At 51.0% G+C, this 15,631-nt stretch carries 14 protein-coding genes and 1 tRNA gene; 6 read left to right on the plus strand and 9 right to left on the minus strand.

What is annotated here, in order from left to right:
- Window positions 1-27 precede the first annotated feature (27 nt).
- Window positions 28-435: an FKBP-type peptidyl-prolyl cis-trans isomerase gene (locus EIH22_RS02365; protein ID WP_124054208.1), complete on the plus strand. Its 408-nt coding sequence runs from the start codon at window positions 28-30 to the stop codon at window positions 433-435.
- Window positions 436-514: 79 nt separating this feature from the next.
- Here the strand turns inward: EIH22_RS02365 and EIH22_RS02370 are convergent, their stop codons facing one another.
- Window positions 515-1,357 carry a Bax inhibitor-1/YccA family protein gene (locus EIH22_RS02370; protein WP_124054209.1) on the minus strand — a complete coding sequence of 281 codons (843 nt, stop codon included), beginning with the start codon at window positions 1,355-1,357 and terminating at the stop codon, window positions 515-517.
- Between the two features lie 326 nt (window positions 1,358-1,683).
- Between EIH22_RS02370 and EIH22_RS02375 the strand changes: the two genes are divergently transcribed.
- The 4 genes from EIH22_RS02375 to EIH22_RS02390 all read left to right on the plus strand — a co-directional run bounded on the left by EIH22_RS02375 (window position 1,684) and on the right by EIH22_RS02390 (window position 4,844).
- Complete coding sequence (locus EIH22_RS02375) at window positions 1,684-2,634, plus strand: ABC transporter ATP-binding protein (RefSeq protein WP_124054210.1); 951 nt, start codon at window positions 1,684-1,686, stop codon at window positions 2,632-2,634.
- A 1-nt stretch (window position 2,635) separates the two neighbouring features.
- Window positions 2,636-3,469 carry an ABC transporter permease subunit gene (locus EIH22_RS02380; protein WP_160149005.1) on the plus strand — a complete coding sequence of 278 codons (834 nt, stop codon included), beginning with the start codon at window positions 2,636-2,638 and terminating at the stop codon, window positions 3,467-3,469.
- Between the two features lie 205 nt (window positions 3,470-3,674).
- Window positions 3,675-4,175 carry a DUF456 domain-containing protein gene (locus EIH22_RS02385; protein WP_124054212.1) on the plus strand — a complete coding sequence of 167 codons (501 nt, stop codon included), beginning with the start codon at window positions 3,675-3,677 and terminating at the stop codon, window positions 4,173-4,175.
- Window positions 4,176-4,190: 15 nt separating this feature from the next.
- Entirely contained in the window at window positions 4,191-4,844 is a 654-nt protein-coding gene (locus EIH22_RS02390) for a DUF4126 domain-containing protein (protein ID WP_124054213.1), read from the plus strand.
- A gap of 5 nt (window positions 4,845-4,849) precedes the next feature.
- On the opposite strand, the gene EIH22_RS02395 is transcribed toward EIH22_RS02390, so the two are convergent.
- Window positions 4,850-4,923 (minus strand) — tRNA-Leu (locus EIH22_RS02395).
- A gap of 258 nt (window positions 4,924-5,181) precedes the next feature.
- On the opposite strand from EIH22_RS02395, the gene nhaA reads away from it, so the two are divergent.
- Complete coding sequence (gene nhaA, locus EIH22_RS02400; RefSeq protein WP_124054214.1) at window positions 5,182-6,429, plus strand: Na+/H+ antiporter NhaA; 1,248 nt, start codon at window positions 5,182-5,184, stop codon at window positions 6,427-6,429.
- Window positions 6,430-6,438: 9 nt separating this feature from the next.
- Here the strand turns inward: nhaA and EIH22_RS02405 are convergent, their stop codons facing one another.
- The 7 genes from EIH22_RS02405 to EIH22_RS02435 all read right to left on the minus strand — a co-directional run bounded on the left by EIH22_RS02405 (window position 6,439) and on the right by EIH22_RS02435 (window position 15,560).
- The gene (locus EIH22_RS02405) at window positions 6,439-7,425 is read right to left on the minus strand and encodes a Ppx/GppA phosphatase family protein (RefSeq protein WP_124054215.1); all 987 of its coding nucleotides are present in this window, start codon (window positions 7,423-7,425) and stop codon (window positions 6,439-6,441) included.
- A gap of 51 nt (window positions 7,426-7,476) precedes the next feature.
- Window positions 7,477-8,034, minus strand: coding sequence for a DUF501 domain-containing protein (locus EIH22_RS02410; protein WP_407640824.1), 558 nt, complete (start codon window positions 8,032-8,034; stop codon window positions 7,477-7,479).
- Window positions 8,035-8,086: 52 nt separating this feature from the next.
- Window positions 8,087-9,010, minus strand: coding sequence for an FtsB family cell division protein (locus tag EIH22_RS02415; protein WP_124054216.1), 924 nt, complete (start codon window positions 9,008-9,010; stop codon window positions 8,087-8,089).
- Window positions 9,011-9,207: 197 nt separating this feature from the next.
- A complete protein-coding gene (gene eno / locus EIH22_RS02420; RefSeq protein ID WP_124054217.1) occupies window positions 9,208-10,488 on the minus strand; it encodes a phosphopyruvate hydratase in 1,281 nt (426 codons plus the stop codon).
- A 221-nt stretch (window positions 10,489-10,709) separates the two neighbouring features.
- The gene (mfd, locus tag EIH22_RS02425; protein ID WP_124054218.1) at window positions 10,710-14,231 is read right to left on the minus strand and encodes a transcription-repair coupling factor; all 3,522 of its coding nucleotides are present in this window, start codon (window positions 14,229-14,231) and stop codon (window positions 10,710-10,712) included.
- Between the two features lie 17 nt (window positions 14,232-14,248).
- Window positions 14,249-14,848 carry an aminoacyl-tRNA hydrolase gene (gene pth, locus EIH22_RS02430; protein ID WP_235001741.1) on the minus strand — a complete coding sequence of 200 codons (600 nt, stop codon included), beginning with the start codon at window positions 14,846-14,848 and terminating at the stop codon, window positions 14,249-14,251.
- Between the two features lie 112 nt (window positions 14,849-14,960).
- Window positions 14,961-15,560: a 50S ribosomal protein L25/general stress protein Ctc gene (locus EIH22_RS02435; RefSeq protein WP_124054220.1), complete on the minus strand. Its 600-nt coding sequence runs from the start codon at window positions 15,558-15,560 to the stop codon at window positions 14,961-14,963.
- Between the last annotated feature and the right edge of the window lie 71 nt (window positions 15,561-15,631).

Consider the following 15,631-nt stretch of genomic DNA (forward strand, 5'->3'; position numbering starts at 1 on the left):
AACGACTATTCTACGAAAGGTTTTAGCATGAACGTGATTCTTCCAAGTGTTTCTGGTTCGTTTGGCGAAACGCCAGAACTCACCTTCCCAGCAGACGTCGAAGCTCCTAAGGGACTGCGCGTTGAGGTTCTCGAAGAGGGAACTGGTCCGGTTGTTGCCGCTGGGCAAGAAATTGAAGTGAACTACCACGGCCAAATCTGGGCTGGAGACATCTTCGACTCATCCTACTTCCGCGGTGAACCAACGCGCTTCCCAATTGGCGTTGGAATGGTTATCCAGGGATGGGATCAGGCGATTGTTGGCAAGCAGGTGGGCTCACGTCTACTTATTTCGGTTCCACCAGTTAAGGGCTACGGCAAGAACGGAAACCCACGTGCCGGCATTTCAGGCACCGACGTTTTGGTGTTCGTAGTGGACATTCTTGATGCACGCTGATTTAGCAAAACTGATCAAATAAGTGGGGCGGTTCGAAAGAACCGCCCCACTTAGCATTCTTACTAGAAAGTAAGTTTGATTATCGATCAGCAAGGATCGATACGATGCGAAGAACTTCTACATAGATCCACAGGATCGTCATGACGATACCGATTGCACAGGTCCATGCAAATTCCGCTGGAGCGCCATTATTAACTGCATCTTGTACTGCTTCGAAATCAGCAATGAGGAAGTATGCGGCTACGAACAGCATGACTACACCGATAAGCACACCAAGTGGCATCCCACCGAACGACACATCAGTACGCAGATTAGTATGTGCAAAGAACATGAGTCCCATGTTGATGAAAGCGAAAAGAATTCCACCTAGTGCAACAATCAAAACAATCTTGCGACCGCGCGGCGTCGTACGAATTGCACCGGAGTAGTGCAAACCAAGCGTAACAGCCACAATCACAGCCGTAGCAAGAATTGCTTGGAGAGCAACACCTGGCAAGAAGTAGTCGAGATACCCAGTAAGAGCACCCAAAGCCACGCCTTCAAGCGCCGCATAAGCAATTGCAACCCCTGGCTTGACCATGCGTTGGAAAGCAATGAACATACCCACGCCAAAGGCAACCAATGAGCCACCAATAGCAAGCATCGGCATAGCATTCATTGGGAAGAATAGAATAGTAAGGATTCCGGCAAAAACAGTGGTACCCAGCAGAATTGCCGTCTTATTCATCGCGTCAGCGTAGGTCATGCGATCTGAAGACGCATATGGAGAGTAGCTTGGCTGCGATTCTACGTAGCCTTCTGGTGAATACTGTGCAGAATAGTTATTTTCGTATTGCGTCTGACCGTACTGATTTGGGAATTGATTTGGCCGTTGCGCAGTTTGCTTAAAATATGGATTCCGATCCATTACTGGATTACTCAACGTAAACCTCCTACATAGATCGAGGTACTGCCCTCGACTTCTGGCTTCATTCTATCTGATAGGGGAAGAGAATCTCGAGCCACCGCCCCTCCACCTTGAGCGAACAAAAGTCCAAGAAATCCTTGGTATTGCTGGCCCTTCAGGGGTAAACCCTGAGGGGCCATACGCGAAAAATCAGCCTGTGGAATGAATTTCCCCGGTAAACATAGCACGTAAGATAAAACTGAACGGAATCGGGAGTATCTTTTCCATCAAAACACGCTCGGTGAAGGACAGGTGAAGGACAACCGATCCCGGACACACTCAAACAAATTCAGGAGCACTCAGTGATTACTGTAGAAAACCTTACGAAGTCTTACGGAAAGAAGCGCGCGGTAGACGATCTTTCCTTCACTGTCCGTTCCGGCGCGGTCACCGGATTTCTTGGACCAAACGGATCGGGAAAGTCAACGACGATGCGGTGCATGGTTGGTCTCGATAGCCCAAATAACGGCCACGCTCTTTTCGATGGAGTTGAGTATTCCAAACTCTCAGCCCCTCTTTCGAAAGTCGGATCACTCCTTGATGGCAAGGCATTCCATCCGGGTCGATCTGCGCGCCAACACCTCACTATCGTCGCCCAGACCCATGGAATCCCACAGTCACGCGTGGACGAAGTTTTGACGATTACCGGAATTGATTCGGTTGCCAAGAAGAAGCTCAAAGGGTTTTCACTTGGTATGGGTCAGCGCCTGGGAATCGCCGTTGCTCTGCTTGGAGACCCTGAAGTACTAATCCTTGACGAACCAGTTAACGGCTTGGATCCTGACGGTGTACGCTGGGTTCGCCAGCTCATGCGAAACTTCGCTGCTGAGGGACGTACCGTGCTGGTGTCCTCGCATCTCATGAGCGAGATGGCCCTTACCGCCGACGACCTCGTCATCATCGGCCGAGGGAAACTGATTGCTTCGGGACCGATTCGTGACTTTACTGAAACGGCGTCGAACCGAAAGATCAAAGTTGCTGGCCCAGATGCTTTAGCGATTGAAAACGTGCTTCGCACCGCCAATGTTACTTACCTAATGAATCAACCAGCGGAGCATTACCCCACTGGGTATCTAGAGATTTCAGGAAGCGACCGTATGAGCATTGGTCACCTCCTCTACGAAAACAATGTAGAGATTCACGAGCTCACTGAGACTTACTCCTCACTCGAAGATGTATTCATGGAGCTCACGGACGACGACGTTGACTACCGTGTTGATACGAAGCCGAACTATACGCAGATGGGAAACTAAGATGAGTGTCAATACTTTCAGTCAAGAAAAATCCGCGCAGCCACAGGTGACCTACCAGCGTTCGCAAACGGCACTTTCCTCGAAAGTTACGCTTGGTGGTTCAATCAAGTCTGAGTTCTATAAGCTCTGGACTACGAAGCTCACAAAAATCACCTCGTTGCTCGTAATTATCATTTCAGCTGGGCTAGTCGGTGCCGTGGCGCACTTCTCAGACATTGCACCAGATGCCTCAATGATTGTTGGCGGATGGGGATTATCTTCGATCTTCTTCTTGGTTATCTCAGTAGGTGCTGTTACCTCCGAATATGCACATAATACGATGCGGACCACAGCGCTTTCTGACCCACAACGCTTGCGGTCATTGTTCGCTAAAGCATTCGCCGTCGTCGTCTACTCTTTCCTTCTTGCAAGCGTGCTGACGGTAATCATGACCGGAACCACTCTTCTTCTGAGCAAACAGCCGGTGACCTTCACTTCCGACGACGTTCGCCCATTCCTCACCATGATCGGCGTCTTGGTAGGAATGTCTGTCATGGGAGTTGGACTCGGCTATATCTTCCGCTCAACTGCAGGTGCAATCACTGCCGGCGTTGTTCTGATGCAGTTCCTTGGCCTGTTGACCCTCATTCCACTGGACTTCTTCCGAAAGACACTCAACTTTTACCTTCCATCTAACCTTGGTCAATATGCAATTATGAAAATCTCAAGTGGCGAAATCGTGGATCCGTCTGTCACAGTTCCATACAGTCAAGGTGGTGCATTTGCACTATTTCTTCTCTACCCACTGTTCTTCTTAGTCTTAGGAATTATCCGTTTCAAGAAGTCCGACATTTAATCGGATTACTTATTGCTTCGACTTAGGCAAGTCAACTTACGTTGGGGGTGGAGTGGTAGAACGCCACTCCACCCCCAACATTTAATTCTTCGATTTACCTCTACTACCCGCCTCCGACTCAATCAAGCACAATGCCGCTTGATACCAGTTACGCCCTTAGCACGCAAGCGAGAAAACACAAATATCCTCGTGATAGGTTGCTTCAATGGAAATAGATCTTCTCACTACCATCTTGGTAGTGATTGCTTACGGCATCGGCATCTGGGGAATCATCGTTCCAGTTCTTCCCGGCACAATCTTGATTTGGCTATCTACCCTCGTATGGGCCTTCGTGATCGGCGGAAATACCGGATGGATAACGTTCGGACTCGTCACCGTTTTCAGTACCATCGGAGTCGTTGCAAGTTACGTACTCACGGGTAGACGCTTAAAGGCCGCAGAAGTTCCAAACTCCTCGATCCTTTTCGGTGCCCTCGGTGCAGCAATCGGCTTCTTCGTAATTCCAGTGCTCGGTATTTTCATCGGCTTTTCTGTAGGGCTTTTTCTAGCCGAAGCTCGCCGTAAAGGAGACACCGTCCAAGGCATCGCCTCAGCGTGGCTTGCCCTAAAGTCACTCGGTTTCGGCATCTTAGTAGAGCTTGCCATGGCGTTTATCTCCGCGTTCACCTTCGCAATCTCAACCCTCATCTTTTTCTTTGGAAACTAATAACTAAGGGGAATCATGCTTGCAGCACTTACAGGAGCAGGACTTTCAGCAGCAGCCGGACTCAATGCCTACATTCCTTTCTTGATCGTAGCCCTAGTATCACGCTACACAGACGTAATCACGCTTCCTGCTTCGTTTACATGGATTGAGTCACCTTGGGCGATCGGAATTGCTTCTTTGCTTTTACTTTCCGAAATAGTCTTAGACAAAATCCCCGCTATTGATTCTTTGAACGATGCCGTTGGAACAGCTATCCGTCCTGCCACTGGAGGCATCATCTTCGCTGCTACAGCTGCCGCGCAGCAATATGAAAATAACTCTTCATTCTTTACGAATAATCCTTGGGTTGGAGTTGTTTTGGGCGGTCTCACCGCAGCAATTGTTCACACAGGAAAAATGGTAAGCCGGCCAATAATCAACGTTGGCACACTCGGAATCGGAGCGCCCGTCGTCTCCACAGTTGAGGATGGGACATCGTTTACGGTATCACTTATCGCGATTTTCTTGCCTGCACTCGTGATCTTGGTGCTTGGTCTATTGGCGTTCGTGCTGTGGAAGATCTTCCGCTTTGCACAGCGCAGGAAAAAGCGCCCAAGTGCAAGCCAAAAACCGAACGAATACATTATCGACGGCGATTCAGTGATTCTCGAAGGAGAAATCGAAGATTAAGAGAGTGCCCCCGGTGGGACTCGAACCCACACTGTACAGATTTTAAGTCTGCCGCCTCTGCCGATTGGGCTACGGGGGCGTGATTTCTACCAGTTCCAACAGCGGTCACACCACTGGCATCGGAGCCGATAGAAGAACTCACTGGGTACTAGCATACTCATTAATTGCGATCTGAGAAAATCGGATCGCGTTTGGAATTCGTCTCACTCTTTATCGTATCTGTGGCTTTAGTCCGAAATGCTACTAAAGTTGAGTCTAGTTTGAGTATGGAAATGTTAAACGGCGCTTTACCATTCCATAAAGAAAGATGAAGTCGAAACGAAACTAGGATGAATCAATGGCGAAGAAACCGAGTCTTTTTAGACGATATAAACGCGCTCTCCACAGCGAAACATTTGCCGGGTTCGTTCTCATTCTTGCAGCAGTTATAGCTCTGATCTGGGCAAACTTCCCGGTTGAATCAGTTCGTTCCGCTTATACAGCCCTTTCTGAAACAACCATCGGGTTTTCAGCCATTCACCTCGATCTCACCATTGCGCAATGGGCAGCAGACGGTCTCCTGGCGATTTTCTTTTTTGTCGTAGGACTTGAGCTCAAACAAGAATTTACGGTTGGATCCCTACGCGATGTGCGACGAGCCCTTGTTCCAATCCTCGCTGCCGTATGTGGAATGATCGGTCCAATCATCGTTTACACGCTCATTCAATTGGCTACCGGCTCAAATAACTTTGGCGGCTGGGCCGTTCCAGTTGCAACTGACATTGCTTTCGCCCTCGCCGTCTTAGGGCTTTTCGGGAAAGGGCTACCGCCTTCGATCCGTACATTCCTTATGACTCTAGCCGTTGTAGACGATTTGCTCGGTATTATCCTTATCGCCATATTCTTTGCCGGTAGTCTTAATTTTATTGCATTGGTTCTAGCAATCGCAGTGATCGGTATCTTCGGCATGCTCGTACAAAAGCGCATCACCAAGGCATACATTTTATGGCCACTCGGCATCCTTGCCTGGTACCTGATGCACCTTTCAGGTATCCATGCCACTATTGCAGGTGTAGCACTTGGAATGATGGTTCCAGCAATCCAGCGCAAAGCTGAGCATGAATCACTCACCAGCCATTTTTCCTCAAAAATTGAATTCTATTCGGCAGGTTTCATTCTTCCAATCTTCGCATTCTTCGCAGCCGGTGTGGACGTAGTCGACGCCGGTGGCTTCGGAGAAATGTTCGTTGATCCAGTTGCACTAGGTATCTATCTGGGTCTGCCACTCGGAAAGATGCTGGGAATCAGCGGTGGCGTATTCATTATGGTCAAGGTATTCAAGCTAAAGTTGGGCCGGGGAATCAATATGCTTGACATCATCCCGGTTTCGCTTGTTGCGGGAATTGGGTTCACGGTGTCACTACTGATTGCAACGCTATCTTTCCCGACCACCGATCCGCACGAACCTCATTCACGAATCGCTGTTCTGGTTGGAACACTTCTATCGGTAATCCTCGGCGGAATTACTCTTTCAGCACGTTCTCACTGGCGTAACCGTTTCGCAGTTCGCACCGAGATCCACACTTCGATGAGTCCAAGCGACTAATTACTGCCTTCAGGCTATGATTTCTGGAGCCTGGGGTGAACGTGCCGCCCAAAGCGCCAAGCCATCTAGGATATCGTGCTCCGAAGTTACAACATGACTCAATAGATGTCCCTGTTCTTCTGTCCTTTGAGCAAGGCGGTGCACAACTTCTTGCCACACCAGTGCACCTGAATTGATGACGTCCACCCTACCTGGGTGCATAAAACCGAGTTCGGTACGTTCTTGTGCCGTAGATTTCAAGAACCAGTTACAGGCACAGTCGATTTCCTCAATCGTCAATGATGCTCCGTGAATCTTCATAGGATCATATTCATCAAGCCCAAGTGCTAGTGCAGTAATGGTTGTAACGCTGCCTGCCAATCCAATAACTCCGTGTGCGGTTCCAAAATCAACTACCTGTTCTGCCCGATCTAAGAATTCACGTACATCGCGCCGGGCGGCGTGTATTTCTTCTTCTGTAGCTGGATCGCTGCGAAGGTGGCGTTCATGCATTCGCACGCAGCCAACATTCATCGAATACGAAGAAATAACCTGACCGTTGGCATCGCCAAGAGCAATTTCAGTGGAACCACCACCTAGATCAACAGCAATCAACGGAGATTCACTCGACTTTCCAAGCACAGAGATAGCGCCGGCAAAGCTGGTTTTAGCTTCCTCATCCCCCGTCAATACCTGAGGTTCAATGCCAAGCCGATCCATAATGCCGTCAATAAACTCTTGACGATTCTCAGCATCGCGAGTAGCGGAAGTTGCCGCAAACCTAATTGATTCAACCCCGTGTTCCTTGCACAGAGCCGCATATTCATCAACGACCTTCAAGGTACGATCAAGGGCTTCTTGATCGAATCGACCGGTGCGGTCGACGCCCGCGCCAAGCCTCACAACTTTCATCAAGCGTACAACGTCCGTCAACGCTGACTCTCGAGTCTGCGGATCTACATCAGCAATCAATAAGCGGATCGAATTCGTTCCGCAGTCAATTCCAGCTACTCTCACAACTTCTACCTTGCCACACGGCTCCTGCCAGTTTTCATTGCTGGCAGTGTCTCAGTCTTCTTCGAAAATGTCCTTGCAACGGCACACAGTTGGATCCCAACCGGCCATCGCTAAAGCCTCATCACCAACGGGGCATACACCTTCACCAACTGCCAACGCGTAGCCAGCCAAAGCATGGAGGCACTTCACTCGATCAGGCATCCCACCTGCTGATTTACCAGCGATTTCAGGAATATCTTCGAGCAGGTCACGGCGTTCTACGTAGGAAAAGTGAGCGCGCTCGTGGGCTGCGGCCAATTCGGCGTCGTCCTTCAAACGCTCATTAAACGGCGTCATTCCTCCTGAACTCTCAATACGCGAAATCTCTTTTACGAGCGAAGGAAGCGAGAGGTAGAAGAGTGTCGGGAATGGGCTACCATCCGGGAGACGCGGAAAAGTGATGGTCACAGCAGGCGCGCCACAAGCACATCGAGCGCCGATTCCCACTAACCCACGTGGATCACGACCGAGCTGAGCAGACAGCACCGCACGATCGGTATCGTTGATTTCTGAAGCGTTCTGGGCGATCTTTTTAAGTAGCTCAAGGCCGATTTCTTTGGTTTCTGACACAATTATTCCTTCTCCATAACACAAAACAACTCATTAAAGTCTAACGAAAATCCTATTTTCCGTTGTTAATCACTGGAACATTGGACGGATTTTCAGCGTCGCCTGACTTTCCCGCGATTGAAATCGAATCCCACATCGTCACGTAGAAAGGTGTGGCAGCGCGACGTTCCTTATTCAGCTCTTCTAACTGCTCTTTTTGTTCAGATTCACCGCCATTGAGCGCATCTTTATCTACCAAATAAAGCGTCTGACCGGGTAGAACAAAGCCAAGTCGCTGGCGTGCCTGTGACTGGATAAACTGCGGATCATTCCACAGTGCAAGTTGCTGCTCCAACTCCTGAACTCGCTCTTTATTCTGTTCTAAGGTGGCGAGTAATTCGCGCTTTTCCTCCTGCTGAGCGATATATCCACGCAACGGCGTAGAAACCAAGAACACACCCACCATCACCGTTGCGATAATGAGGGCAAGTCGCAAAGAAAACTGCCGAGTTTTTTCCGAACCAGAAAGAACAACATTCCATTCAGAACCAAAATCACGACGCCGCCTCGGTTTCGTTTCGGCGCTCTGCTGTTCGGCTGTTGTATTCTGCTTTGTTTTGGCAGTCGGATCAATCTGCTGAGCAGCCTTATTCTCTTTGTGGAAACGTCGTTTCTTGGAAGAAATCTGTTGCGATGCTTGCTTGGTCGCCTGCCTAGGGCGTTCCGGCTGAGGCGTTTGAGGATGGCGATTCAACTCCCCTTCGCGCGGTTGCTTTCCCACGCGTTGACCGCGCTGCCCTTGGTGGTTTACCGACTTATGAACCGAGCGTTTGGTATCTGTAACGGAATTAGGATTACGCTTGCCCACTGGTTGACCAGTTTGTTCGCTTTGACGCGGAGTACGTAGCCGCGAAGGCGATCCCTCCCTATTTGCACGCGAAGAATCGCCGCTACCAGATTGGCGCGGGCGGCGTGGTGCAGGAGGGCGCGAACTCATACCTCTAGTTTAGAGGTCTATTCAAAAAGGTGGCGTATCCACAGGCGGTGAGCCGGCGAACATTTCGAAGGTTCGGGTAGTGCAGATACCTCGTCTTTCACCAACCGATAACAAAAAGGGTGGGGCGGTGCAATGCACCGCCCCACCCAAAGCACTTTCGCAAAAGTTACTCAGTATTGAGCACCTACGCAAACAGCTCACTTCTTGAAGCGTGGGAACGCGCTCCGACCAGCGTATACTGCTGCATCGTCAAGTTCGTCTTCAATGCGAAGAAGCTGGTTGTACTTGTTAACACGCTCGCCACGTGCAGGAGCACCGGTCTTGATCTGTCCAGAGTTAGTTGCAACTGCGAGGTCAGCAATCGTGGTGTCCTCGGTTTCACCCGAACGGTGTGAGGTCATCGACTTGTAGCCTGCGCGGTGTGCGTTCTCCACAGCTTCGAGGGTCTCAGTCAAGGTACCAATCTGGTTAACCTTAACAAGGAGTGCGTTTGCAGCACCCATTTCGATGCCCTTTGCAAGGCGCTCCGGGTTGGTTACGAAGAGGTCGTCACCAACAAGCTGGACGCGGTCACCGATCTTAGCGGTAAGAGCAACCCAAGCATCCCATTCATCTTCAGAAAGTGGATCTTCGATGGAAACGAGTGGGTAGTCAGTGATGAGCTTCTCGTAGTAGTCAACCATGTATTCAGTTGGCTTGATGCCGCCTTCGAACTGGTAGCCACCATCCTTGAAGAATTCGGTGGATGCTACGTCAAGAGCAAGTGCAACGTCTGCACCTGGCTCCAAGCCAGCCTTCTGGATTGCTTCACAGATAAGGTCAAGAGCGGCAGCGTTGGATTCGAGGTTTGGTGCGAAACCGCCTTCGTCTCCAAGACCGGTCGAAAGTCCACGCTCCTTGAGAACGGACTTCAGAGCATGATAAACCTCTGCACCCCAACGGAGCGATTCCTTGAAGGTTGGTGCGCCGATAGGAGCAATCATAAACTCCTGGATGTCAACGTTGGAATCAGCGTGTGATCCACCGTTGAGGATGTTCATCATTGGAACTGGAAGGGTGTGTGCGTTTGGTCCACCGAGGTAGGAGAAGAGCGGAAGACCTGCGGACTCTGCAGCAGCCTTTGCCACTGCAAGGGAAACACCAAGAATAGCGTTTGCACCAATCTTGCCCTTATTGGAGGTTCCATCGAGATCGATGAGAGTCTGGTCAAGCAGACGCTGATCATTGGCTGCAAAACCGATGATCTCTGGTTCGATAATTTCCGTTACGGCTTCAACTGCGTCCTGAACGCCCTTACCTTGGTAACGGGAGCTATCGCCATCGCGACGCTCTACAGCTTCGAACGCACCGGTGGATGCACCTGAAGGGACTGCGGCGCGGGCAAATGTGCCATCGTCGAGCAGAACTTCAACCTCAACGGTTGGGTTTCCACGGGAATCGAGAATTTCACGGGAGGCTACGGCCTCAATACTTGCCACAAGGACTCCTTCTATAAGGTGGATACATGACAACTTGTATTCTATCGCTCGTATCGCAATAGAACTCGGACGTTTGACCCCTATTAGTGAGCCTGTCCACTTCTTATTGTCCTACAACCACTGTGAATTTCCCACACGGTGAAGAAAGTGGGACCGATTTTCACCCGAGAGGGAAAATATCCCAAACCGAGAGCAAACCTTCGAATCGAAGGAAACCTTCCCTATTGCGCAATGAAGACGGCGTAGATCAGTTTCTCGACGAATTCAATGATTTCGTCGTTGTCCAGCGGTTTCTCGACGCCAAGCATGCGTCCGCCGTCGGCATCTGGCATCGGAACGAGCAGCGCACGCACGGCAGGTTTAACCACGGCGCGCGGATACAGGCGCTTCAGCCGCACCTGCCGCGAATCCGGCAACTGCACCGGCGCAAAACGGATATTTCTCCCTTGCATGGTGATTTCCTCAATCCCCACTCCACGCGCCATTTCGCGAAGCTGAGCCAATCTAAAGAGCCGCTTAACTTCCGTCGGAATCTTTCCATAACGGTCCACCAGTTCATTGGCGACGTCGTCGCGTTCCGTTTCGTTCGTCGTCTGCGCGATCTTAGTGTAGATTTCCAAACGCAACCGTTCAGAACTCACCCATGTTTGTGGAACGTAGGCATCGAGCGGTAACTCGATCCGAACGTCAGCGTTCTTTTCTTCCTCAGTTCGCTTATCTTGCCCGGTCATCTGCGCAACTGCTTCAGAGACCATGCGCAGATACAAGTCGAAACCTACCCCGGCGATGTGCCCAGATTGTTCACCTCCAAGCAAGTTTCCAGCACCTCGAATCTCTAGATCCTTCAGCGCAACTTGAATTCCTGCACCCAATTCGGTGTGCGATGCGATCGTTCGAAGGCGCTCAATCGCCGTCTCCGTCATCGCTTTATCGGGCGGATAAAGGAAATAGGCGTAAGCGCGCTCACGGCCACGTCCCACACGCCCGCGCAACTGATGTAACTGCGAAAGTCCAAGTTTTTGAGCGTCCTCAACAATAAGCGTATTCGCGTTAGAAATATCGAGTCCCGTTTCAACGATCGTGGTACATACGAGCACGTCAATCTCTTTGTCCCAGAACTGCTGAATCACGCTCTCGAGCTGGTATTCGCTCATCTTTCCGTGGGCGACGCCGATGCGCGCTTCTGGAACAAGCTCTCCGAGTCCCGCTGCAACTTTATCGATACTTTCGGTGCGGTTATGAATATAAAAAACCTGACCATCACGCAATAATTCACGTTTGATCGCTGCCGAAACCTGCTTCGATTCCTGCGCTCCCACATAGGTGAGGATCGGATGGCGTTCTTCCGGCGGCGTCGCCAATGTAGACATCTGCCGGATTCCGGTTACCGCCATTTCGAGCGTGCGCGGAATCGGAGTAGCACTCATCGCCAAAACATCAACGGTTGGATAGAGCTGCTTGAGTGTTTCTTTGTGTTCAACACCGAACCGCTGCTCTTCATCAATAATCACCAAACCGAGGTTCTTAAATCGCACGTCACCGGTAATAAGCTTGTGGGTACCAATCACCACATCAATGCTTCCCTTGGAAACACCGCCCTTGACCTTCTGTGTCTCTTTCGCCGTTTGAAAACGCGAAAGACTATCCACTACTACGGGGAATCCTGCATAACGTTCTTTGAAAGTTTCAAGGTGTTGCTGTACCAAAAGCGTGGTTGGCACCAGCACCGCAACCTGCATTCCGTCTTGGACTGCCTTAAATGCTGCACGAACAGCAATCTCAGTTTTGCCGTAGCCCACATCGCCCGAAATCAAGCGATCCATCGGCTCAAGCGATTCCATATCCCGCTTGACTTCCTCAATCGTGGAGAGCTGATCGGGCGTCTCCACAAATTCGAAAGCGTCCTCGAGTTCACGTTGCCACGGAGTATCTGGACCGAAGGCGTGCCCGCGCGTCGCTCTGCGTTGCGCATAAAGACGAATTAATTCCTTGGCAATCTGGCGAACCGCAGCCCGTGCCTTCGCCTTCGTCTTCGCCCAGTCAGCACCGCCCATCTTATTGAGGGACGGTGCATCTCCACCCGAGTACTTGCTCACCTGGTCTAGTTGATCGGTGGGCACCCACAGCTGGTCACGCGGTCCGCCGCGTTTTGATGCCGAATACTCCAGCACCACGTATTCACGTTGGGTTCCACCAGGTCCACCAAGCGAGCGCTTCGCCAGTTTAACGAACTGCGCAACTCCATGGCGTTCGTGAACCACATAATCGCCAGGCTTAAGCGAGAGCGGATCTACCGACTTCTTCCTGCGTTTAGGCATAGTTCTCTTGTCTCGAAGTGTCGTGCGAACACGAGACATGAGATCGTGGGCAGAGTATACGGCGAACTTCGCGTCATCGGAAATAAAGCCGGTTGCAAGACTCGCAGCAACGATAGTTACGATGCCAGGCATGGGAGCGTCGTTGAGATCCTCAACCATTTTTGCCGGAACGTCAATATCCATCAGCTGTTCTTGAAGACGCCGGCCCATACCTGCGCCTTCGACTGCAACAACAACCGTCCACCCTTCGCGAGCGCGTACATCTAGCTCAGCCAAGGCTTCGTCAATCTTTCCGGAGAAATTATTCGGCTCACGTAGCCCGAAGGACAGCACTGACTCCCCTGAGAATGCTCCAAGAGACCACCAAGACATCCCAAGGTCAATCACAGCCGCGCGAGTAGCGCTGAGGCTGGAGAATGACGCAGCATCTACGCTCACCGGAACTTTTCCACCTGCAGCTGCACTGGACCATGCGGCGGCAAGGAATTCGTCAGTAGTAGCCATCAGAGACTCTGCATGGGCGCGAATTCGTTCAGGTTCTACTAGAAGCACCCTCGAACCCTTGGGGAGCTCTCCCACCACCGGAACCATTTTCTCAACCAAGATAGGCGCAAGGGACTCCATCCCTTCAACTGCAATTCCGTTGGCGATCTTATCGAGCATATCGATTGCACCTGGAAAGTCTGATAACGCCGCAGTAGCTCGAGAGCGAACGTCCTGAGTTATAAGAATTTCACGGCAAGGTGGAGCATAGACTTGCTCAACTTCATCCATTGAGCGTTGATCAGCAACCGAGAACTGGCGAATTTCTTCGACTTCATCACCGAAGAATTCAATCCTAAGCGGATGCGGTTCAGTAGGTGGGAAGATGTCAATAATGCCACCTCGAACGGCAAACTCTCCGCGATTCTCAACCATGTCCACATGTGCATAGGCAGCATTCATCAAATCTTCTTGCAAGGTAGCGAGATCGTAAATATCGCCAACGCAAAGGCGCACGGCTTGGAGTTCACCAAGCCCTGCAGAAATCGGCTGAAGAAGTGCTCGAGCAGGCATGACTAGCACCTTGAGCTCGGGGAACTCTTCTGGATGAGCGAGTCTACGAAGTACGCGCAAGCGTTGGGCCACCGTATCGGATCGTGGCGATAGGCGCTCATGTGGAAGCGTTTCCCACGATGGAAAAATTGCCACGGACGAACTTGGTAGATACGCCGCGAGCTCTACCTCTAGTTGTTGCGCTTCACGATCGGAAGCAGTTACCGCAACTTGGAGAGGAACCGATTGACCAGTTCGTGCACCCGCAAGTACAGCAAGAAAAGGTGCCGTCGCACCACGTGGGATATCGACGTCGACGAACCTCTCAGGCATTAGTGGCTCAATGTTCGATTGTTCCGCAACTAGGTCAAGGAGGGAATGAAGATTCATGTGCTTTCCGATGAAGATTAGGCAGTGTGGAGACGCATTTGAGCGGTCTCTAAACCGTGTTCTAGAACGTCGACGACGGCGTCAGCAGCGTCCGAAATAAGGAACGGGAGTTCTTTGCGCTCGGAAGGCGAAAACTCCGCAAGAACAAAATCAGCAGGATCTTGGCGGCCTGGCGGGCGCCCGACTCCAAAGCGCAGGCGAATATAGTTTTTATTGCCTAACGACTGGGAGATAGACTTCAATCCATTGTGACCACCTTCGCCGCCGCCCCGCTTCAGTTTGAGAGTGCCGAAGGGTAAATCTAGTTCATCGTGCACAACAAGCAGCGTATCTACCGGAGCATTGAAGTAGCCCATCAACGCTTTGACCGGTCCACCGGAAGTATTCATATACGATTTCGAAACGCCAAGGATCACCTGTTCACCCGGTGTGCCAGGGGAAACTCCAATTCGTGCCGAAGCTGCTCTGGTATTGGACTGCCTGTGGTCTGAGAGCTTCGTACCGACCCTGCTTACGAGTTCATCGATAACCATCTGCCCCACGTTGTGGCGCGTTTTTTGGTATTTAGGGCCAGGATTCCCCAATCCCACCACGGTGTACATGTTTTCTCCTTGCATAGTCTCTGAGATCTATTTTCCCTCATCTGAACAACAAATGCATGAAGGCCTACCACACAGGCAGGCCTCCACACTAAGAAAAACTCATCGCAGAGTTAATCTGCGAGTTCATTCACTCAGCAGACTCAGCTTCTTCCGACTCTTCTGAGTCTCCTGCTTCGTCTTCACCGAGCTCAACCACTGGGATCGAAACAGCAATAACTGGTGCTTCTGGATCTACAGCCGTCTCTACACCCTCTGGAAGCTCGAGATCAGCGATACGAATAGTGGTACCATCCTCAAGTCCTTCGACCGAAACAGTGATGTGCTCAGGAATCGAGGTTGCCGGTGCCAGAACCGAGAGGGTAAGAAGCTCAACTGAAGCAACTGCTCCACCGAAAGGCTCGCCTTCGGTAAGGATTGGGACTTCAACTTCAACCTTCTGGTCTGCCTTCACACGGAACAAGTCAACGTGTTCGATGATGCGTGAAAGCGGGTTGCGCTGAACATCCTTGACCAATGCAAGCTGCTTCTTTCCTTCAACTTCAAGGGAAAGAAGCGCGTTAGCGTTGCTACGAACTTCCATGTAGATTTCATGAGCGTCGAATGAAAGGTGAAGTGGGGCCTCGTCAAAACCGTAAAGAACTGCAGGGGTGCGGTTCTCACGGCGAAGCTGACGGGCTGCGCCCTTTCCAAAGTTTTCGCGCTTTTCAGCTTTAATAGCGTCTGCCATCTCTATACTCCTTTTGTTAATCTAGACGGCCTCAGTACGGAGGCTACGCAGGAGCATAGACACCGCGTCGA

The organism is Arcanobacterium ihumii, from assembly GCF_900604515.1.
Classification (GTDB): domain Bacteria; phylum Actinomycetota; class Actinomycetes; order Actinomycetales; family Actinomycetaceae; genus Arcanobacterium_A; species Arcanobacterium_A ihumii.

Coding starts and splice junctions, on each gene's coding strand:
- EIH22_RS02365 (WP_124054208.1), top strand. CDS start 28: ATGAACGTGATTCTTCCAAGTGTTTCTGGTTCGTTTGGCGAAACGCCA.
- EIH22_RS02380 (WP_160149005.1), top strand. CDS start 2,636: ATGAGTGTCAATACTTTCAGTCAAGAAAAATCCGCGCAGCCACAGGTG.
- EIH22_RS02385 (WP_124054212.1), top strand. CDS start 3,675: ATGGAAATAGATCTTCTCACTACCATCTTGGTAGTGATTGCTTACGGC.
- EIH22_RS02390 (WP_124054213.1), top strand. CDS start 4,191: ATGCTTGCAGCACTTACAGGAGCAGGACTTTCAGCAGCAGCCGGACTC.
- nhaA (WP_124054214.1), top strand. CDS start 5,182: ATGGCGAAGAAACCGAGTCTTTTTAGACGATATAAACGCGCTCTCCAC.
- EIH22_RS02415 (WP_124054216.1), bottom strand. CDS start 9,010: ATGAGTTCGCGCCCTCCTGCACCACGCCGCCCGCGCCAATCTGGTAGC.
- mfd (WP_124054218.1), bottom strand. CDS start 14,231: ATGAATCTTCATTCCCTCCTTGACCTAGTTGCGGAACAATCGAACATT.
- pth (WP_235001741.1), bottom strand. CDS start 14,848: ATGCAAGGAGAAAACATGTACACCGTGGTGGGATTGGGGAATCCTGGC.
- EIH22_RS02435 (WP_124054220.1), bottom strand. CDS start 15,560: ATGGCAGACGCTATTAAAGCTGAAAAGCGCGAAAACTTTGGAAAGGGC.